The organism is Saccharibacillus sp. O23, from assembly GCF_002205895.1.
In the GTDB taxonomy this organism is placed as follows: domain Bacteria; phylum Bacillota; class Bacilli; order Paenibacillales; family Paenibacillaceae; genus Saccharibacillus.
Window position 1 is genome coordinate 96,041 of sequence record NZ_NJDE01000004.1, and the last position, 21,036, is coordinate 117,076.

Below are 21,036 nucleotides of genomic sequence, written 5' to 3' on the forward strand. Positions count from 1 at the left end.
TAAATCGTTCGCTGCGCTCTTGATGAGGCAAGATGAGGCAAGTTGTAGATTTTACAACAATATCGCCTTTTTACCGCACTAACGAACCGTCGGGTTGTATAAAATGCAACATTTTCGCCGGATTCAAGCAGAATTCGATCGATTTTGGCGAGAATGTTGTAGAAACTGCAGCTTCACGCGCGGAATGGGCGGTTTGCGGCTTCACAAGTTGTACCTTTTACAACTTGGCGCATAAGCAAGTCCCAAAAACCTCGATTTCGGCTTTGATCTCGATTCGAAGCGGGCTCACATAAGTTCGCCTATACGTTCTGACAAAAAGAAGCACGAAAGAGCAAACGGTACAGCCGTTTTGTTCTTCCGTGCTTGAAAAGCCGATTCATTATTCCGTTCGGCAGAAGGATCTGCCTGCTATTTGCCCTGCTCCGCCGCCCAAGCGTCGTACTGCTTCTGGGCTTCTTCGATCACGCGGTCGATGCCGGCTTCTTTGAATTTCTGCTGCGCTTTCGGCAGATATTCGTTCGGGTCGACCGATCCGGTGAACAGCACCGGGATGAATTCTTTGGCTACGTTGGTGACGGAAGCGACTTCCGTTTTGACCGGCGCGGTATCGAAGTTGAAACCGAACGTCGGCGCGACGACCGCGGATTTGTTGAATTCTTCGAACTGCGCCCATTTGTCTTCGGGATCGCCTTCGTGCAGATACGTCAAGAACAGGTTGCCCAGCGCGAACCCCGGCATGGCGTAGTTTTCCTGCATCGCCGGCAGGTCTTCGATATAATTGCCTTCGAGTTTCTTGTAATGCACGTCTTCGATGCCGTATTGGATCAGGTTGCGCAGATACGGATCGGTATTGAGCAGATTGAGGAACATCATCGACCGCTCCGGATTTTTGGAATACGACGAGATCGCCATCATCGAACCGGCGGCGGAACCCGTCGCGATCACCGGCTTCTGCATCGGACGGCTGACGATATCATAGCCTGCGCTGCGCGACCAGCCCAGATCGGCGTACGGCTGCGTGATTTCTTTGTCGACCAGCCATTTGCCGGTTTTCATGTTGTCGATGCCTTCCAGCGTAGCGATGTCTTCGCGGACATAACCGGCTTGGTAATATTTGCGCATCGTATCGAGCGCCTGCTTGAACTCCGGCGTTTCCAACGCGTTGACGTACTTATGGTCTTGCGTATCGAGATACATGCCGATCGGAATCTCGTCGCCGATCAGGAAATCGAACGGAAGCGGCGGTTTAAAAGATTTCGGTACGGCTAAAGGCGTGATATCGGCCGGCTCGTTTTCTTTGATCGTTTTGAGCAGCGGTTCCAGACTCTCCAGCGTCATGACGCTGTCGATATCCAGTTTGTATTTGTCGACGTACTTTTTGTTGAACCGCCATACGGCCTGCGACGCCAATTCTTTCTGGTTCGGCACGGCGTAGTTGACGCCGTTCACTCGGCTGCCTTCGAGGAAACGCGGATCGATCGTCTCCGTGATGCCTTTGCCGTAGGTGCCGAGCAGATCGTTCAGCGGCAGGAAAGCGCCTTTGGCCGCATTCGGCAGATAATCGAAAGCCCATGCGCTGGTGAACGCGATATCGTAATTCTCGCCGGAGCTCGTGATGACCTGCATGCGCTGGGTATAATCGCCCCAATCGATCATGGAGATGTCGAGCGTCGTGTTGAGCTTTTCTTTGAGATATTTGTTCATTTCGTCCTGCACTTTCGGCAGATCGGTCGGCGTCGGGCCGATCAGATACAGTTTGAGCGTGACCGGATCGAGCTTGGCTGCATCGACCGTTCCGTCGCTTTGCACCGCGGCCGCTTCTTTGGCCGGTTCGGCCGTTTTGTTCCCGCCGTTTCCGCATGCCGCCAGCAGCGACATCAGCATTAACAGCGACAGCAGCATCGGGAACGTTTTTCTTTTTGCCATTCGTGACCCCTCCATATTTGTAATGATCAAGCTATGAATATGTACGATTCAGCCTTTGACCGAACCGACGGTGAGACCTTGAACGAAATAACGCTGGAAAAAAGGATAGGCCATGACGATCGGCAGCGTCGCCAGCACGACCATCGCCATCCGGACCGTCTCGGTCGGCAGAGCCGCCGCCGCGTCGAAATTGCCGAGATATTTGGCGTTCTGCGTCAAGAAATCCATGTTCTTCTCGATTCGCATCAGCAGATACTGCAGCGGCGGCGTCAGTTCCGGCTTGTTGTAGTACAGCAGGGCATTGAACCAGTCGTTCCAATAGCCCAACGCGCTGAACAATCCGATCGTGGCGATGCCCGGCAGCGAGATCGGCAGCACGATGCTGAAGAAAGCGCGGAACTCGCCGGCTCCGTCGATCTTCGCCGATTCGATGACTTCGTCCGGAACGGTCGTCTGGAAAAAGGTCCGCATGACGATGATCGAGAACGCGCTCAGCGAGAGCGGAAGAATCAGCGCCCAGATCGTATTTTGCAGATGCAGGAACTGGGTCATCACGATATACCCCGGCACCATGCCGCCCGAGAACAGCATCGTGAAGAACGCCAGAAAGCTGAAAAAGCCGCGGAATTCGAAACTTCTTCTCGATAGTGCGTACGCGTAAGTCGTGACCAGCGCCAGCGTCAGCAGCGTGCCGATCACGGTGACCGACAGCGTCACGCCGAACGAGATCAGCAGATCGTTCCCGGCTTGGAAAATGTACCGGTACGCCTCCGTGCTGAACCGGCTCGGCCATAAGCTGAACCCTTCCAGCGCCAGCGTCTGTTCGTCCGTAAGCGAGATCATGATAACGAACAGGAACGGGAAAACGCAGGAGAAGGCGAACAGTCCGACGATGATATTGAACAAGACGTTCCAGAGCGGCGAGATCGCGTTGTAGTCGCGTTTTTTGCGCTTTTTTTCCGGAATCTCGCGCGGTTTGATCGCCGTTTGAGCCATGATAGACGTTCCCCTTTCTTAGAAAATCGCTTGGTCGCGGTCGATCCGGCGGACGATGTAGTTGGCGGTCAGGATCAAGATCAGGCCGACCAGCGATTGATACAGTCCCGCCGCCGTGCTCATGCCGATATCGCCCATGTTCATCAGGCCCCGGTAGACGAACGTATCGATGACGTTGGTGACCGGATAGAGCGCGCCCGAGTCTTTCGGAAGCTGATAGAACAGCCCGAAGTCCGAGCGGAAAATGCCGCCGATCGCCAAGATCGTCAAGATGATCATCAGCGGCCGCAGGAGCGGCAGCGTGATATAGCGGATCTGCTGCCATTTTCTCGCTCCGTCGATCGTCGCCGCTTCGTAATACGACTTGTCGATGCCCGTGATCGCCGCGAGATAGATGACGCTGTTGTAGCCGATCCCTTTCCAGATGCCGACGAACAAAATGATGAACGGCCAGTATTTCGGTTCGGAATACCAGCTCACGCTGTCCGTTCCGAAATAGGCCGCGAGCTGGTTCAGCACGCCTTTGTCCGGACTCAGGAACGTGAACGCGAAGTAGCTGATGATGACCCACGACAGAAAATGCGGCAGAAACATGCCGGTCTGATACACTTTGGCCATCCGCTTGTTCAGCAGCTCGCTCAGCAGCACGGCGAAACCGACCGCGCTGATCAGACCGAGTATGATCATGGCGACGTTGTACAAGATCGTGTTGCGGGTGATCACGTAAGCGTCGCTGGTCCGGAACAGATACTCGAAGTTTTTGAAGCCGACCCAGTCGCTATTCAGCACGCTGGCGAAAAAACCGTCCGGGCTGATCCGGAAGTCTTTGAACGCCAGTACCGCGCCGAACATCGGCAGATAGGCGAAGATCAGAAACCAAGCCGTCCCCGGCAGCACGAGCAGCAGCAGCGCTCGGTTGCGGACGACCTTTTTCCAAAAAGCCGCCAATGGAATTCCTCCTCGCTCGATAAAAGAATGATGAATGCGCCTACGATACGCCGGCAGACGATATAGGCCGAGCCTGTCGTATGCGATTCGCGTGCCGGTGGCGCGGATGCGGATCCCCTAAGATCGGCTTTACCGCGCTGCCGCCGCTTTTTTCGCGCCGTTTGCGGATCGCGTTTTTCCCGCGATACTCGGGAAAACTTCGTTCGAATCGGCAGCGTTCGGCAGCCGCTTGATGCTCGCCTTCGACACTTTCAATTCTGGTTGAAAGCGCTATCTCCAACAAGTCGAAAAATGCTAGATTTAGATGGACAAATCAAAGAAAAGCCCCTAAGCAGGAGCTTTTCGGGTGAAAAACGGCGGCGGCAGCTCGGCTTCGTCTCGGGAAATTCGACGAATTCGCGGGGGCGACTCCAGGGTTCGACAGGCCGCCGGACCTTGCGCGTTTAAGGCGCGGCTCTCGCGCCGGCGCTCAATCGCCGTACATCTGACGCAGTTCGGTCGGCGACAAGCCGGTATATTTCTTGAACTGCCGATAAAAATACGAATTGTCGAGATAACCGACTTCCGCGCCGATCTCCGCCGTGCGCCGGTCGGTATGCAGCAGCAGCGACGTCGCGCGTTCGATCCGGCGGCGGTTCAACGCATCGGAGAAATTGCTGCCGGTCTCCTGCTGGAACAGCTGTCCCAGATAATTCGGATGCAGGTTCAACCGCTGCGACAGCGTCTTGAGCGACAATTCTTCCGCGTAATGGTCGCGGATCCGCTCCAGCAGAAACGACACATGTGCGCTGTGCGCGGCGCCCTCCGGATTCGCCGCTTCCGGTCCGGCGGCCGCGCGCCGGATCGTGTCGCGGACATGCTCGCGAAGCTGCTCCAGCGTCGAGATCCGCTGGAGCGGCGCGTACAGCTCCGCGTAATCCGGCTCCGCCGGTCCGCCGGCTTCGCGGACCGCCTCCACCATGAGGCGCACGGCCGCGTTCGCCGGCTCGCGGCGCGGCAGCAGTCCGGCAGCCTCCGCGCGGCTGCCGAGCAGCGCCTCTTCCCAAGTGCGGGAAGAGGCCGGCATCGGGCCGGGCCGCGTATCCGGCCCGGTAACCCAAAGCGGCTGCTCTCCCGCAGGGAGCAGGCGCCGGAACTGCCCTTTCGCCTGCGCGAAGCAGGCGCGGACGCCGACGATGTCCGGCGTCTCCCCGCCGCCGGCCAGCCAGACGGCGGCTCCGGCCAATCGGCCGAGCTCCCGCGCGGCCTCGGCCAACGGCTCTTCCGGCCGCGAAGCGCCGGAAGGGTCGGCGCGCGGCGGCTCGGCCGCGCGCCTGAAGCGGATGCAGACGATATCGTCGTCCGCATCCGCGAAGCAGATCGCCGCCGCGCCCGGCTCGGCGGCCAAGAGCAGCGCCTCGCAGCTGTCGGCGAGGCGCGCGAGGTCGAGCCGATCCGCCGGCGAGTCGGCGAATTCAGCCTTAGCCGAGGCGTTCCCTCCCTCTGGGGCGGCAGCCGACTCCGCTGCCGCCCGTATCGTCGAGTGGCTTCCGCTTCCGCCCTCGTTCGAGATTCGTTCTGCACTCGGCTCCGCCCCGCAGCCGAGCAGCCGCAGCACGTCGACCCGATAGGCCGCGCAATCGGTCGGAATCCCCAGCAGTTCCGCCCGCTGGATCAGCTCCTCGCGTTCGATCGTCCCTTCCGTCCAGCGGGCCAGCACGTTGCCGCGCAGCAGACGGCGGTCTTCCTCCTGCCGAACGAAGCTGAGTTCTTCGCGTTCCCAGACTTCGCCGATTCGGATCAGCGTCGCTTCCAGCTCTTCGATATTGATCGGCTTGAGGATATAATTTTCGATCCCGAGCCGGATGCCGATCTTGACGTATTCGAATTCTTCGTAACCGCTGAGCACGATATAACGCGTCCGGGGATAACGCCGTTTCAATTCTTCGATCAGTTCCAGCCCGTTCATCCGGGGCATCATGATATCCGTGATGACCAGATCGGCCCCTTGTTCGCCGAGCCGCTCCAAAGCCTGAATGCCGTCTCCGGCATGGCCGATCGGGCACAGCCCGTAACGCTCCCAATCCGTGATCGACGACAACCCTTGAGCGATCAGCGGCTCGTCGTCGACGAAAAATACCGTTCGCATTTCGTGTTCTCCTTTCGTTTGTTCCTTCGGCTTCGAGCTTGCGCTTCGTCAAGTCTGCAAGTTCGCCGAAGCCTCCTCGCCGATCGCCGGAAGTTCCATCCGTACGACCGTGCCCCGCCCTTCCTCGCTGTCCACCGTCAATCCGTAAGACTCGCCGTAATTCATCCGAATCCGTTCATGGACGTTGATCAATCCGATCGAACGATGTTCTTTGTCCGGCGCGGGCGCGCCTCCGCCGAGCATCAAGCGGATCTCCGCCAGGCGATCCGGCGCGATCCCGCTGCCGTTGTCTTCGACCGCGATCGTCAGCCGTCCGTTCCGGACCTTCGCTCTGACGGCTACCCGGTTATCGTCGTCCAGCGGCCGGAACCCGTGCACGATGTAATTTTCGGCGATCGGCTGCACGAGCAGTTTGACGATCCGGCAGCCCTTGGCGGCTTCGTCCGCTTCGATCTTCGCTTCCAGGCGCCCTTCGTAACGGATGCGGAACAAATCGAGATACATCGAGCAGATCTCGATTTCTTCGCCCACGCTGACGACGGTGCTTTTTTTGACCAAACTGCGAAACATCACCGACAAACTGTAGATCATCTTGCCAACGTCCTGCGCTCCCGAAGAATACGCTTTCATTCGAATCGATTCCAACGTGTTGTACAAGAAGTGCGGATTGATCTGCGATTGGAGCAGCGCCAGTTCCGCGTTCTTCTGCCGAATCTCCGATGTATACACTTGATCGATATACGTCTCGAGCTGTCCGCACATGGCATTGATGCGCTGCGCGATCTGCTGAAGTTCGTCTTCGCCGGACATCTCGATCCGTGTGGTCAAGTCGCCCGCGCCGATTCGGCTGGTCGAACGGATGATCCGGCGCACTTTTTTGGAATGGGAACGGATAATGACGGCCGCGAAGCCGATGCTTGCCGCGGCGAACAAGACCGTCCCCAGAATCAGCATCCCCGTCAACCCCGCCATGCTCCGATCGACGGCCGCTTCCGATACCACGCCCAGCACCGACAGTCCGGAACCCGCCACCCCGAGTTCGTTGGTGCGAAAAGCATCGCCCGGCAGTTCCGTTTCTCCCGAAGCATCCGGGCGATAAGGATAGATCTGTCCGGCATAGCGGTCTTCCGAATCGTAGATCGCCGTTCCGTCTGCCGCCAAGACGAGAATCTGACCGCTGCCGGCAGGCGCTTGACTTTGCAGCAGCGCATCCAGCTTGGCCGCGTCGAATTCGACGACCATCAGTCCGATGCGCCGCAGCGTCCACGGGTCCTGAAGTTCCCGCGTGTAGACGTAACGGTCTCCGCCCGTTTGCCCCGACTGCGCTTCTGTCCGCTCTTCCGGGACGCCTGCCGCGTCTCTTCTCGGCACGTCTTCGGCCCAAGCGCCGGGAACGGCGGGAACCGCCCCGCCCGAATCCGTTTCGACGGCCGCATCCTGCTCGGCGTAGCCTTCGTCATCCTGCGAGTCGCCGGGAATTCGCCCCGACGCAGGCACGCCGCGAAATCCCGCACGCCCGCCGTCCGCCCATTCTTTCCAGACCGGATCGGCACCGCTGTCGAAATCGATTCTGCGGCTGGTCCGCCCCACGTACATCGAGAATCGTTCGGCATAGCTGTAGACCGAGACGCTGCGCACCGCAGCATCCTGCTCCAGGTAATTTTTGATGACCAGATCGAATGTCCGATTTCTGGAACCGGCGCTGCTCGCGAAAGCGTTCAGGCGATGTCCGAGATACGTTTCGTAATCGTGATCGAGAAAATACACCATGTCGTCGCTGACCGTGCCGTCGCTATACACCTGCTGAAGCATGCCCTGCAAATTTTCGTACTGCCTGTTCAGGTAGAGACCGAGCACGTGGGTCGTTTTGAGATTGGCGTCCGTTTCTTCGCGAATCGCCCGTTGAAGCTGGTATTGATGCATCAGCCCGGCCGCGACCGCGAACAGCATCACCGCGACGAGCGAGTACAGCAGCACGATCCGGTTGAACATTTTGCGTTTCAGATGATTGCGGTAAAACTCGTGAAGCCCCCGCATTTATTTCCCCTTCCTGCCGCTCCGAAGCGCGGAACGCCGAGCGGCCGTTTGCTGCGCCCAGTGTACCATCGGCGTCCGCGCTCGGCAAACGGCTTGCGAAATCGGGCTTCGCGATTCCGGCATTCATGTCGCAATCTTGCATAGTCTATTGTCGCGAACGACTCTTTGAAACGCTTTATTTTTGTGCCTATAATAACGTTAAAGATCCCCTAAGATCCCGCTGAACCCCGAAGAACCGGCATCTCCCCGCACGCGGCGAGTCCTCCCGGCCCTTTTGCATGCCTGCTCGCCTCCGACCGTCCAACCATTCGTCCGACTATCCGAAGGAGGTTATTTTTCTATGTTTTTGACCGAAGCCAAACTGCGCTCCCGTCTGCACGAGCTGTCCGATTACCGTTACCGGGACCGGATGCCGATTCCCGCGTTCCGCTCTCTGGAAGATATCCGTCAAGAGATCAATCCCGAAGTTCCGTCTGTCGCGGACTATGACGGTACGCTGAAAGTCGGCGAGACGTGGAGCGGACGCGATCTGTATCTGTGGCTGCACGCCGAAACGGAGATTCCCGCCGAATGGCAAGGACGCCGCATTCTCGGACGTTTCGATCTGGGCGAGACCGGCGGCGGCAACAATTCCGGATTCGAATCGCTGTTCTATCTGCACGGCAAACCGTATCAAGGCGTCGATTCCAACCATCTGGAAGTCTTTTTCAACGAAGAAACGGCCGGCTCCACCCTTCCGCTCACGCTTCGGCTGTGGTCGGGGCTCGAAGGCGGCGGCGTGCAGCGCGATCAGACGCACGGCATCCGGCTCGCGGAAGTCTGCTGGCTCGACGAAGCGGCCGACGATTATTACTACACGCTGCTGGCGGCGTCCGAGACGATCGAAGTGCTCGATCCCAACCTGCCGGAACGCGCGCAGCTGCTCAAAGCCGCCGACCGTTCCCTGCTGCTGATCGATTGGCACGCGCCGGGTTCGGAATCGTTCTACGAATCGCTGCGCGCGGCGCGCGACTTCCTCTCGGACGCGATCGACGGCATGGAGAAACATTCGGCGGTCGAGATCACGGCGGTCGGCCATACCCATATCGACGTCGCGTGGCTGTGGAGACTCAAGCATACCCGGGAAAAAGCGGCCCGTTCCTTCTCCACCGTCATGCGCTTGATGGAACTTTTTCCCGAGTATACGTTTCTTCAGACGCAGCCGCAGCTCTACGACTATGTCAAAAACGACTACCCCGAGCTGTACGCAGACATCAAAAAGCGCGCGGCGGAAGGACGCTGGGAGACCGGCGGCGCGATGTGGCTCGAAGCCGACTGCAATCTGACTTCGGGCGAATCTTTGGTGCGTCAGATCCTCGTCGGAACGAAATTTTACCGGGAAGAATTCGGCGCGGAATGCGATTATCTCTGGCTGCCGGACGTGTTCGGATACAGTTGGGCCCTGCCGCAAATTTTGAAAAAGTCCGGCATCCACACGTTTATGACGACCAAGATCAGTTGGAACCAATACAACCGGATGCCGCATGATACGTTCATGTGGCGCGGAATGGACGGCACGGAGATTCTGACCCATTTCATCACCACGACGGAGCCGTGGTCGCAGCCGGGTTCGTGGTTCTATACGTACAACGGCAACATCATGCCCAAGACGGTCAAAGGAAGCTGGGACGCGTACCGCGACAAAGAAATGAACCAGAAGCTGCTGCTTTCTTACGGTTACGGCGACGGAGGCGGCGGCGTCAACCGCAATATGCTGGAGATGCGGCGGCGGATCGACCGGATGCCGGGCATGCCGAAGATGAAGACCGGCAGCGCGGGCGATTACTTCCGCGAGCTTCGCGAGACGGTCGCGAATACCGACAGCTACGTGCATACGTGGGACGGCGAACTGTATCTCGAATACCATCGCGGCACGTATACGAGCCAAGCGTATAACAAGCGCATGAACCGCAAGTTAGAGCTGCTGTACCGGGAAAGCGAATGGCTGAACGCGCTGAGCGCGGTCGCTGCCGGAGACTGGAATCGGTATGCCGCAAAAGAACTGGACGAAGGTTGGAAAATCATTCTGCGCAACCAGTTCCACGACATCATCCCCGGCTCTTCGATCCGCGAAGTGTACGAGGATAGCACGATCGAATACGCGGAAGCGGAGCGGCTCGGGTTGGAAACGCGCAAAGAAGCGGAACGTGGACTGCTGGCCGTGGAAAGTAACGAAGATGCCGCGGGCGCGGCCAAACGTTATACCGTCTGGAACGCTTCGCCGTGGACGGAAAACGGCCTCGTAGAGATTCCGGCGTTCGGCGCGGCGGCAGACGGCAGCGGGAATCCGAACGATTCGGGCAGCGCTTTCGAACATGCAGGCCGCTGGAAAAACCATCTCGGCGAAACGCTGAACGCGCAGTTTGCGAACGGCGTCTGGCAGGTCGAAGCGCGTAATGTGCCTTCGATGGGCTACGCCGAGCTGACGTTCGAGCCGGGCGGAAGCGAAGCCGGATTCCGCACGGCGGACTTGAACGAAACGTCGCAAAACGGGGCCTCTTCCGCAGACGCGCAGCCGGAATCTCCGTTCACCCTGCGCGAAAACGGCATCTCGACTCCGTTCTACGAACTGGATTGGAACGAACGCGGCCAGCTTACGCGGCTGTACGACCGTTCGGCGGATCGCGAAGTGCTGGCGCGCGGAGAGCGGGGCAACGTGCTGCAATTGTTCGAAGACAAACCGCTGGCGCACGAAGCTTGGGACGTGGACATTTTCTATCAGCAGAAGTCTTGGGAATTGGACAATCTGACCCGCGTATCGGTTTCGGAAAACGGGCCGCTGCGCTGCGCGATCACTTTCGTCTGGGAAACGGACGCTTCGCGGATCGAGCAGCAGTTGATCGTCTACGCCCAAGATCGGCGTATCGACTTCAAGACGAAGGCCGACTGGCACGAACGCCGCGTGCTGCTCAAAGCCGCTTTCCCCGTACAGGTCCGCGCCACGGAAGCGACGTACGACGTCCAGTACGGCAACGTCAAACGCCCGACCCATTGGAATACGAGCTGGGATATGGCGCGTTTCGAGACCGTGGGCCATCAATGGGCCGACCTGTCGGACAAAGGCTACGGCGTCAGCCTGCTGAACGATTGCAAATACGGTTACGATATCAAAGACAACGTGATGCGGCTGTCGCTGATCAAATGCGCGCAGCATCCCGATACCGAAGCCGATCAAGGCGCTCACGAATTCACGTACGCGCTGCTGCCGCACGAAGGCGATTGGCTGGCCGGCGGCACCGTGCGCAGCGCTTGGGCGCTGAACCATCCGCTGCGCGCGTCCGAAGGCGCGCCCGCGCAGTCCGCGCTGTCGATGTTCCGCTTGTCCGCAGACCGCGTCGGCCGAGCGGCTTCGGGCGAAGCGGCGGCTCCCGTCTCGCCTTTCGGGCCGACGGCGATGATCTCCGCCGTGAAGCGTTCCGAAGCCGGCGATTCCGTCATCGTGCGCGTGCACGACTTCTCAGGCAGCCGTCAACGGCTGGTGCTGGAGAGCGATCTGACCGTCGCTTCTTGGCAGGAATGCGATCTGATGGAGCGGCCGGAAGGCGAACGCGGCACAGGTCCGGCTGTATCGTTTACGCTGGAGCCTTACGAGATTCGTACGTTCGCGCTCGAGCTGCGGTCTTAAAGATCGCAGCCTAGAACTGCCGGAGCAACTACAACTGCCGGAGCAAGATGAACAAAGATTTAGAAGATACGACTTATAAGCGAAGAGCCCCCGAAATCGCGGATTGCGGTTTCGGGGGTTCTTTGGTTTCGTAACCCTCAATCATGATTTCGTTATTCAACTTTCCGCTCTTCTTTTGCGTCAATTGGATATCCATGCAAAAAACGAGATTCGCTAGGGCGTGTAGGCAAACTTCGAAGGAGGCAGATTTAGGCGAATTTTCGTTCTCAACAAGGAAGGGTTCCGAAGGCGTGCCGGGGCACGTCAAGGGGCACTGACGCCGGGGAGGGCGAAAAGGCGGCTAAAGATGCACGTCGTTAAGTTTGCGTACACGGCCTAATTAGGAGGAGCCTACGATGAAGAAGAAAGTCATTTTAAGTGCCGCTTTTCTACTCCTTTGTATCGCTGCGGCTCTATACTTGTCTTATGCCATGCATCATGGAAAGTTTGCTATACAGGAGCAGGCCACCTATCCGGCATTTTCGCTTGAAGAAATGACGGATCAAGCCTCGCAAATTGTCTACGGAACCGTCGTAGGACGTGAAAAGACAAAAACAATCAAAATTCCGGTCAATACGGGATTCGATACGGACGATACAAACCAAGGAAAATTCCTTGAAGAAACGGTAACCGAGGTGAAAATACAAGTAGAGGAGCTTATTAAAGGTGCAGCTAATCAGGAAAATGCGATCGTCACTTATAACGAATCGGGAGTCAGAGCCCTGCACAAGGGCGATAAAGTCGTTCTATTCTTGAATGAAGCCGGTTTTACTTGGGGCGAACAAGGCGTATTGAGAGTCACCGAAGATAACCGAATCACCACAAATAACTATGATGACGAAAAAACGTATAATCTGAGCCGTTTTATAGAAAAGATCCAAAAATTCAAATCGAGTGAATAAAACAAACCCAACAAAAAAAGCCGCTCCGCGAGTAAGCTGACCGCAAATAAGGCGAGGTACCTTAGATTTAACACGGTCAACTCACTAGGAACGACTTCTTTTGCAACATAAAAGTGTATCCCGTTAGCTTGCGCGCTTTAACGAATCCCTTCCATCCGTCTATACGCGTCGTCATGTCGCTCTTGGCGTCTGTCTTTTTCCATCAAGATCCAGCTTCCGCTGTTGTCGACGATTCCCGCGATGATCGCCAGCGGCACGAAGAACACGGCTTTACACACTTTTTTGACGGTTTGCATATTCGTTTCCTCCCTGTATGCGCATGATCGGCTTGCTCGGCGTCCGCCGATTTGGTTCATACGCCGCGATCGGGCAGAAAGTTCCGTTTTTCGTCAAACCGCCTCGGCCCCGAGCGGCTTTATGCCTGCTCCGCGATCCGCTTTTCCAGCTTCTTGACGAGCTTTTTCGGCGTTTCCGCCCGCACGATCTCGCCTTTGACGATCGCGAACGGCTCGCTGCGGCACAGCTTGCATTCTTTGAGGCAGGAATCTTTTTTGACTTTGACGTCGTCGTATTTGCCTTTGAGTTCTTTGTACGCCGGTTTCGAGAAACGGTCGAGGTTCTTTTCGCAAAATTTGATCTTCATGTTCGTTCCTCCGTTAGAGCACGCAGGATTCCGCGCACCCGAGTCAATTCGGCAGGTACGCCGCGCTCGATCTCTTCGCTCGTACCGAATTCGTATTTCGCCAGCGCCTGCCGGATATTGCCGGGAATATAATATTCGTCCGTGCGATGCTGCACAAGCAGACGTTCATAAGCGGGCAGCAGCCGAAGATCCGTCAAGCCGTTCGTCGCCTGCACGGCGGAATGCTGTACCCAAGGATCCGGGTCGCCCAGCGCCGCGATAAACTCTTCGACATACTCCGCTTTGTGTTCGCAACTGCCCGCCTGCCAGACTGTGTTTTTGCGGATTTCCGGGTCGGGACTACGGAAAGCCGGCAGCAGCAGCGGAAACTTCTCGATCTCCGCCGTTTCCAGCACGTACCCGATAAAACGGAACGTCTCCGCATCGCTTTCGATCGGCGCAAGCCGGATCAGTTCTTCCGCGAATTCGCCGGCCGCTTCTTTGCGGTACCAATGGATCAGCTGCACCGCCGTTCGCCTTTTTTCCGGCGATTCGCTCCGCAGCAGCTTCATCAGCAGCGGGTCGGCCAGCTGCGGCGCCCGCTTGGCAAGCAGCGTCAGCGCCCAGTCACGCACCTGCTCTGCCGGGTCGCCGAGCGCGTCTTCCGCAAGACGAATGACCGCTTCGCTCGGACGAGGCAGCCGCAGCAGCGCCCGAAACAGATCGCCGCGCGTTTCGCCGCTGTCCGCCTGCCGGAAAGCCGCGACCAAGTCGGCTTCGCTGCCGCCCGGAGTCGTGCCGAACCAATGGATCTCGAAGCCGCCGATCACCTCGTCCAACCAGCGTTCGTACCAATCGAGGAAGTTTTTTTCATAAGCGAAAAAAACCTTGGGCGAATCCATGTTGATATATACGACTCTCCCGCGATGTTCGCCGCTGACGATCAGCAGCAGCTCGTTGGCGCAGCCCATCGTGCCGAACTCGATCGTGCCCCGCAGCAGGTTCGCCCAGAACGCGTCATAAGCTTCGTCGTCCATATCGTCGTCCCATTCGTCTTGTTCGGCGGGCGGCGACATCCAATCCTGCGAAGTCCGATCCAAACGGAAAGTCGAAGGTTCGGCAAGACGGTCGAGATCGGGCGAGATGCGCGAAGACGGATAGACGCCGTAATACGGTCCTGCTCCTCCGTCGCCGACCCCGACCAGGAAAGCCGCGAACGGATCGGGCAGCGCCACTCCCCATTCGGCTTCGAGCTTCCCGAGCTGCGTCAAGGTCATCGGCTCGTTCATTCGATACTGGTGCGAACTCGCTCCGAACACGCTGCCGCTGCCTTCAGCCTGCGCGGCTCGAAGCAGCTTCTGCCGAATCCGGGCGATCTGTTCGTCGTAGACCCTCAGCTCGCTCGCCCTGTCGTTTGCTTCTGTTTTTCCGCGAAAATGCATGATTGCCTCCTTTGTCCATGAAAACATTCAATGGATTTTTAGGTTTCCATTGAGTTGCACGCCGTTACCTTTTATAATGAAACGGAAAAATGTCTAAACGAAATCTAACAGAAAAAGGTGTCTTTCATTAATGAGTATACTAAATGTAGAACGACTGAGCCACGGCTTCGGCGACCGGGCGATCTTTAAAGACGTATCTTTCCGCCTGCTCAAAGGCGAACATATCGGCTTGATCGGCGCGAACGGCGAAGGCAAGTCCACGTTCATGAACATCGTGACGGGCAAACTTCAGCCGGACGAAGGCAAAGTGGAATGGTCCAAACGCGTCCGCGTCGGCTATCTCGATCAGCACGCCGTGCTGGAGAAAGGCCTGACGATCCGCGACGTGCTCAAAAGCGCTTTCCAATACCTGTTCGACATGGAGCAGGAAATGAACGATATGTACGGCCGCATGGGCGAAGTCACGCCGGAAGAACTGGAAGAACTGCTGGAGCAGGTCGGCACCATCCAAGACACGCTGACCGCGCAGGACTTCTATCTAATCGACGCGAAGATCGACGAGACGGCTCGCGGCCTCGGCCTGACCGACGTCGGTCTGGACAAAGACGTCAACGATCTGTCCGGCGGACAGCGCACCAAGGTGCTGCTGACCAAGCTGCTGCTCGAGAAGCCCGATATCCTGCTCCTCGACGAGCCTACCAACTATCTGGACGAAGTGCATATCAACTGGCTGACGCGCTATCTGCAAGAATACGAGAACGCGTTTATCCTGATCTCGCACGATATTCCGTTCTTGAACAGCGTCGTCAACATCATCTACCATATGGAAAACCAAGAGCTGAACCGTTACGTCGGCGACTACGATTATTTCCAAGAAGTCTACGCGATGAAAAAGCAGCAGTTGGAATCGGCGTTCAAACGCCAACAGCAGGAAATCTCGCAGCTCAAAGACTTCGTGGCCCGCAACAAAGCCAGCGTCGCGACCCGCAATATGGCGATGTCCCGTCAGAAGAAGCTCGACAAGATGGAAGTCATCGAACTCGCGCAAGAACGTCCGAAACCGCAGTTCAACTTCAAAGTCGGACGTACGGCGGGCAAAGTGATTTTCGAAACGAAGAACTTGGTCATCGGCTACAACGAACCGTTGTCCCGTCCGCTCGATCTGAAGATGGAACGCGGACAGAAGATCGCGCTCGTCGGCGCCAACGGCATCGGCAAAACGACGCTGCTGCGCAGCATCCTCGGCGAGATCCCGGCGATCTCCGGCTCCGTGGAACGCGGCGAACACCAGCAGATCGGCTACTTCGAACAGGAAATGAAAGGCGACGGCTCCAATACCTGCATCGAAGAGATCTGGAACGAGTTCCCTTCGCTCAGCCAATTCGAAGTGCGCGCGGCGCTGGCCAAATGCGGCTTGACCACCAAACACATCGAGAGCAAAATCACGGTACTCAGCGGCGGCGAAAAAGCCAAAGTCCGTTTGTGCAAACTGATCAACCGCGAAACGAACATCCTCGTGCTCGACGAACCGACCAACCACTTGGACGTGGACGCGAAAGACGAGTTGAAGCGCGCTCTGCAAGCGTACAAAGGCACGATTCTGATGATCTCCCACGAACCGGAATTCTACAAAGATATCGTGACCGAGACTTGGAACTGCGAATCGTGGACGACCAAAGTGTTCTAAGAACGTTTCCGAAAAGTTTTAAAAAGAGCGAAAGCTATGCAAAAGGCTCCCTTCGGGGAGCCTTTTTTGCGCGTTTCAGCCTCGGGCGCGGGAAACGCTGCATGAACGCGCACTCGATACGGATCGCAGAAGACCGGAACCGTCTCGCTTAGTCGCCGATGACGTTCGTCAGCTCGCCCAGCCCTTCGACGAAGATCGTCATCTCGTCGCCCGGTTTCAGCCAGACCCGCTCTTCTTTCGGTTTGCCGAGAATGACGCCTTCCGGCGTTCCGGTCAGGATGACGTCGCCGGGACGCAGCTTCATATGCCGCGACAGGAACGAGATCAGTTCCCGGCAGGAGAAGATCATGTCCGACGTGTTCGAGTCTTGTACCGTAACCCCGTTGACCCGCGTGCCGATCTTGAGCGCGTTCGGATCGGGAATCTCTTCCGACGTCGCGATGTACGGACCCAGCGGCGCGAAGCCTTCGCCGGTCTTGCCGAGCAGCCATTGGCTCGACTGGCCTTGAAGATCGCGCGCGGACAGGTCGTTGGCGCAGCAGTAGCCGAAGACGTAGTCGAGCGCTTCTTCTTCCGCGACGTCGACGGCGGTGCGGCCGATCACGATCGCGAGTTCCGCTTCGTAATCGAGCCGCTTGGTCGCCCGGGGATACGGAATGACGCTGCCGTGAGCCGTCAGGGAATCGGCGAATTTGCCGAATACGACCGGTTTGTCCGGCAGCGGCATCCCGGTCTCTTCCGCATGGCGTTTGTAATTCAGCCCGATGCAGATCAGCTTGCCCGGGTTCAGCACCGCGGGCAGGAAGCGAACTTCTTCTTCGTAGGCCAATTCCGCCCGTTCTTCCGCCGCCCGCTTCCAAGCGGCGGCGATCTCTTCGGCTTTGCGAGGCGAAGCGATCAATTCGTCCGTGGAAGCGGGCGGGAATGTCCAGCCGTCCAACCACGGAGCCAACGCGCTGAGCAGCAGCGCGCGTCCGTCTTCCGTCATCACGGCCACGGCCGAAGTGCCGTGCCGTTCGATATTGGCGAATCTCATGTGTCGATCATCCTCCCGCAATCGTCGAATCTGCGGCGGAAGGTTCCTTCTTCCGCCGGCTTCTTTTCCATCATACGTCAGCCGCAGCGGAAAAGAAAACGTCCGATTCGTTCTTCGCTGCGCTCTTCCCCGATCCTGCCGAACGCCGAATCGACGCGGCCCGAAAAAATAAGCATCCGATCCGTTCGTGACGGAAAGGATGCTGTTCCTATACGCGCGTCTGACACGAATCGGATAGTTATCGGCTGCTTATTCGGTTCTCGTCTCGTATCGGTTCTCGCGATAAGCATTCTCTTTCAAGGGAGCCTGCCGCTCCTCTTGTTTCGGTTCGGGATCTTTCGGTCGGGACGCGGCATGCCAAGCTTCGACTTTGCGTTTCCGTTTACGGTTGAACCAGCGCTCAAGTCGGCCTGCCGCCTGGCGTTCGGCCAATGTTTTCTTGATCCCTTTCATCAACAGCTTGGAGCGATCTTCGTCGCTGCGTTCCAGCTCGTGGAGGTCCTTCAGAAATTCATCATTCATAGTATGCATCTCCATGTAAAAGGTCTCCTCTCAGTATATCGAACATATGTTCTTTTGTCGAGTCCCGCCTTTTTCCGCAGCTGCTTAATCTTCTTCGCTTTCCGGCAGTTCGCCGCCTTCTTCTCGGATTTTCACCCGAATTCTCGGGATAAGGTCTTGATACGGACCGATTTCGCTGATATCGGAAATATCGCCGATCTCCAGAATATAATCTTCGTCTTTCGTTTCCAGATCGAGCAGCAGCCGGTACTCCGATTGGTATTCGTACTCTTTGGGCTTACGGAAATATCCCCAGCGGCCGCCGAAGTTTTCGAGTTCGTGATAAGCGACCAAGCCTTCGCGCAGGCCGAAACCCTGTTTCCGGCAAGCCTCGTCTACCCGGTTCTTGAATTCTTTGGGGTTGGTGATCACGACCGCGTAACCGCCGAAATTTTCGTTCCGCGGATGGATCAGATGTCGTTCTTCTCCGTTCGCGTGGCGCTTTACCGTTTCGCTGGTAATGCCGTGCAAGCTGAGCGAATACTGCCGATCGGCTTCGTTTTCCTGCAGCACGATCGGACCTTCCACGTCTTCCAGCGGTTTCCCGCCGACGTACACTTTATAATTGCCCGGATTATAGACCGCGGAGGCGGCTTCGAACGGATCGTTGCGTCCGCTCTCGTCCGGTTCTTCGTTCTTGAACGCGCTCAGACATTGAAAATGAAGCTGTCCGCGCCGAAATTTCTCCATGAATATTTTCTCGCCGAATTTGAGCAGCACGTAAATCTTGGTCGAATCTTGATCTGTCATGGAAGCCGCTCCCTTCTCTATGGTTGTCGAAATCTGCATCTGTCAGGGATACTCCATATATACCCATTATCGACAAAAAACAAAAAACGCTCTTCGATGATTTCGAAGAACGTTTATCGAATGTCGTCGATCATACCGCCAATCTACCTCGACGCTCCGCCACCGTGATCGAAGCTTCGACGCCGGAACCGAATTCCAGATAATCGTCTTCCACGCCGTCGCTGAAGATCACGCCGCTCTCCGGCATCTGGGACACGATCCGCAGCGGACTGCGTTCGTCGATCCGTCCGAACACCAGATTCGCGGACGTGGAACGGCTCGGATACGGTTCCCGCACGCTGAAGTACAGATAAGGCGAATCCCAGCCGAACGAAGCGTCCGGCGCAAGGGCTTGAACGCTGCCTCCGGCGGCGGAGCTGATCCCGGCGGCTCCGGCCAGCACGCTGCGCAGCCAGCCGGTCGAACCCATGCCCGTCGATACGATAATGCCGCTGGAAGACTGCTGCTCCGCCGCTTCGTTAAGCTTCAATTCGTAGCGGGCCGATACGTGGGTGCGCCGCCCGATGAAGAGATCGTTGACCGCGTACAATACCTGCCCGTCGTTAAGCTCGGCCTGCGCCAGACGCACTTCTTTGATCGGCCGTTTACCTTGCAGCAGATCGCCTACGACCGCGCGCAGATCGCCGACCGTAAAAGGCAGCAAAGCCCCGTCCCAGCGCTGCGGATCGGGATTGACGCCGATCAGCGGCTGATGGGTCGCGTATTTCAGCGTGTTCGCCACCAATCCGTCTTGACCGAGCACCACCACGACGTCGCGCTCTCCGAAAATGAAATTCGGAACATGCTCGCGCTCCACTTCCTGCACGCGTCCGATCGTTCCGAGCGATTCCGCAGCCTGGACCAACGCCGCGCGATATACCCGGTCTTCGCGGACATAATCCCCGAAATCCGCGCCCAACCGTTCCACGTAGAATTGCGCCTGCTGAATCGTATTGTATCGGATCACGAGTTCTTCGAGCCGCGTGCGCCGTTTGATCAGAATGATCTTCGCTTCCGTTTCGGGTCCCGCCGCTCCTTGCCCCTTCGTTTGCGACGCCTGCCGATTCCCCGTTGCTCTGCCGAAAAAGCTCATCGTTGGCCCGCTCCTTTCGCCGGCTCGCCCATCAAGCCTTGCAGCAGGTCCGGCGTGATATTCAACTGGCCGATCTTGCCGGCATTGTCCGCCAATTCGCGGAACGCGAGCGCGATCAGCTTATCGGGTTTCATGTCCATATTCGCCATCGCTTGAAGCACCTGCGGATCGACGCTTTCGAGCGATTTCATGACGACGGTCAGCTCGTAAGCTTTCGCGTCGGCCGCCGTTTTGCGGTTGGACGTTTCCAGCCCGATCAGATCCTGCTTGCGTCCTTCCATGTCGATATCGAAGCGGAGCTGTTCTTCTTCCATCTCGTGCCTTTTCTGCTTGACGGCGCGTTCGGCGTTCAACTGCGTTTCGCGAATCTGACGCTTTTTCGTTTCGACGGCAATCTCGGTGTTCAGCTCGTTTTCTTTGACCGCCCGTTCTTGTTCGATCGAGGCGTTGCGGCGGCGGTATAACGCTTCGTCCGCATCCTGCAGAATCTCTTCGCGGGCTTTGGCTTCGAGCGCGCGCATCGTGTCTTTGTTCGGCAGGATCGCGAGGATCGACAGCCCCATCAATTCGACGCCGAGCGCGGCCAATTCTTCGTCGTTCGCCAGTTCCCGCCGCATGTTCTGAGCCAACGTCTCGCTGGCTTGAATCGCTTCGCGAAGCGGCATTCGGGCGAGCCCTCGTTTGATCCGCACTTTGACGATATTGACGACGCGCTGGCTGAGCAGGGCCGGATCGTCCGAGAGGTAACGGTTCTTTTTCAGATCGTACGTGTAGTTCAGCACTTCGGTCATCCGGCGGTATTCGGCGATCCGGTAGATCAGTTGGCCCTGCACGGTGATCTTCTGGTAATCGCTCGTCATCTCGTCGAACATGAACGGCACGTCGATCGACGAGACCGGCACCACGACCACCGAAGTGGTCGGCGCATAATAATGGAATGCCAGACCGACGCCTTCTTTGACTACCCGTCCGTTCTTGATTTTCATCACGTATTCGCTGGGCTGGAATTTGGCAAAACGGAATCCGAACATAAGGGGTTCCCCGCTTTCTTTTTTGTTATTGTCGTTTTGACTTTAATGAAACTATATCATGTATTTTTGATATTATCAATATGATATTAACAAAAAGTTACGAAGATTAACCAAAAAAAGAATCCGAACAGAAAA

General features: G+C 57.3%; 16 protein-coding genes. 3 read left to right on the plus strand and 13 right to left on the minus strand.

Annotation, left to right across the window (positions count from 1 at the left end; all coding sequences use genetic code 11):
* Positions 1-408 precede the first annotated feature (408 nt).
* From CDO73_RS06855 to CDO73_RS06880, 5 genes are all read right to left on the minus strand, one after another.
* Complete coding sequence (locus CDO73_RS06855; protein ID WP_088487777.1) at positions 409-1,926, minus strand: ABC transporter substrate-binding protein; 1,518 nt, start codon at positions 1,924-1,926, stop codon at positions 409-411.
* A 48-nt stretch (positions 1,927-1,974) separates the two neighbouring features.
* Entirely contained in the window at positions 1,975-2,922 is a 948-nt protein-coding gene (locus CDO73_RS06860) for a carbohydrate ABC transporter permease (protein WP_088487778.1), read from the minus strand.
* A gap of 18 nt (positions 2,923-2,940) precedes the next feature.
* A complete protein-coding gene (locus CDO73_RS06865) occupies positions 2,941-3,870 on the minus strand; it encodes an ABC transporter permease (RefSeq protein ID WP_088487779.1) in 930 nt (309 codons plus the stop codon).
* Between the two features lie 469 nt (positions 3,871-4,339).
* The gene (locus CDO73_RS27145; RefSeq protein ID WP_256972592.1) at positions 4,340-5,998 is read right to left on the minus strand and encodes a response regulator transcription factor; all 1,659 of its coding nucleotides are present in this window, start codon (positions 5,996-5,998) and stop codon (positions 4,340-4,342) included.
* A 48-nt stretch (positions 5,999-6,046) separates the two neighbouring features.
* Positions 6,047-8,035: a sensor histidine kinase gene (locus CDO73_RS06880; RefSeq protein WP_256972593.1), complete on the minus strand. Its 1,989-nt coding sequence runs from the start codon at positions 8,033-8,035 to the stop codon at positions 6,047-6,049.
* 340 nt (positions 8,036-8,375) lie between these two features.
* On the opposite strand from CDO73_RS06880, the gene CDO73_RS06885 reads away from it, so the two are divergent.
* Positions 8,376-11,699, plus strand: a complete 3,324-nt coding sequence (locus CDO73_RS06885; RefSeq protein ID WP_088487780.1) for an alpha-mannosidase — start codon at positions 8,376-8,378, stop codon at positions 11,697-11,699.
* Between the two features lie 395 nt (positions 11,700-12,094).
* Positions 12,095-12,640 carry a hypothetical protein gene (locus tag CDO73_RS06890; protein WP_088487781.1) on the plus strand — a complete coding sequence of 182 codons (546 nt, stop codon included), beginning with the start codon at positions 12,095-12,097 and terminating at the stop codon, positions 12,638-12,640.
* 137 nt (positions 12,641-12,777) lie between these two features.
* On the opposite strand, the gene CDO73_RS26690 is transcribed toward CDO73_RS06890, so the two are convergent.
* The 3 genes from CDO73_RS26690 to CDO73_RS06900 all read right to left on the minus strand — a co-directional run bounded on the left by CDO73_RS26690 (position 12,778) and on the right by CDO73_RS06900 (position 14,704).
* Positions 12,778-12,936 carry a hypothetical protein gene (locus CDO73_RS26690; protein WP_179218611.1) on the minus strand — a complete coding sequence of 53 codons (159 nt, stop codon included), beginning with the start codon at positions 12,934-12,936 and terminating at the stop codon, positions 12,778-12,780.
* 119 nt (positions 12,937-13,055) lie between these two features.
* The gene (locus tag CDO73_RS06895) at positions 13,056-13,283 is read right to left on the minus strand and encodes a YuzB family protein (RefSeq protein ID WP_088487782.1); all 228 of its coding nucleotides are present in this window, start codon (positions 13,281-13,283) and stop codon (positions 13,056-13,058) included.
* Positions 13,280-14,704 carry an SMI1/KNR4 family protein gene (locus tag CDO73_RS06900; protein WP_088487783.1) on the minus strand — a complete coding sequence of 475 codons (1,425 nt, stop codon included), beginning with the start codon at positions 14,702-14,704 and terminating at the stop codon, positions 13,280-13,282. The genes CDO73_RS06895 and CDO73_RS06900 overlap by 4 nt, the downstream gene beginning before the upstream one ends.
* A gap of 130 nt (positions 14,705-14,834) precedes the next feature.
* Here CDO73_RS06900 and CDO73_RS06905 point away from each other — a divergent pair, with 130 nt between their 5' ends.
* Positions 14,835-16,391, plus strand: coding sequence for an ABC-F family ATP-binding cassette domain-containing protein (locus CDO73_RS06905; protein ID WP_087797204.1), 1,557 nt, complete (start codon positions 14,835-14,837; stop codon positions 16,389-16,391).
* Positions 16,392-16,539: 148 nt separating this feature from the next.
* Here CDO73_RS06905 and CDO73_RS06910 read toward each other — a convergent pair whose 3' ends face one another.
* The 5 genes from CDO73_RS06910 to CDO73_RS06930 form a co-directional block, all read right to left on the minus strand.
* Positions 16,540-17,427 (minus strand): fumarylacetoacetate hydrolase family protein, encoded by an 888-nt coding sequence (locus tag CDO73_RS06910; protein WP_088487784.1) that lies wholly within the window; start codon positions 17,425-17,427, stop codon positions 16,540-16,542.
* A gap of 249 nt (positions 17,428-17,676) precedes the next feature.
* On the minus strand, positions 17,677-17,964 hold the full coding sequence (locus tag CDO73_RS06915; RefSeq protein WP_088487785.1) for a hypothetical protein: 288 nt from the start codon (positions 17,962-17,964) through the stop codon (positions 17,677-17,679).
* Between the two features lie 69 nt (positions 17,965-18,033).
* Positions 18,034-18,738, minus strand: a complete 705-nt coding sequence (locus CDO73_RS06920) for a hypothetical protein (protein WP_088487786.1) — start codon at positions 18,736-18,738, stop codon at positions 18,034-18,036.
* Between the two features lie 130 nt (positions 18,739-18,868).
* Entirely contained in the window at positions 18,869-19,870 is a 1,002-nt protein-coding gene (locus tag CDO73_RS06925) for a diacylglycerol kinase catalytic domain-containing protein (protein WP_256972594.1), read from the minus strand.
* Positions 19,867-20,901, minus strand: coding sequence for an SPFH domain-containing protein (locus CDO73_RS06930; RefSeq protein ID WP_088487787.1), 1,035 nt, complete (start codon positions 20,899-20,901; stop codon positions 19,867-19,869). Before CDO73_RS06930 ends, CDO73_RS06925 begins: the two co-directional genes overlap by 4 nt.
* Positions 20,902-21,036 lie beyond the last annotated feature (135 nt).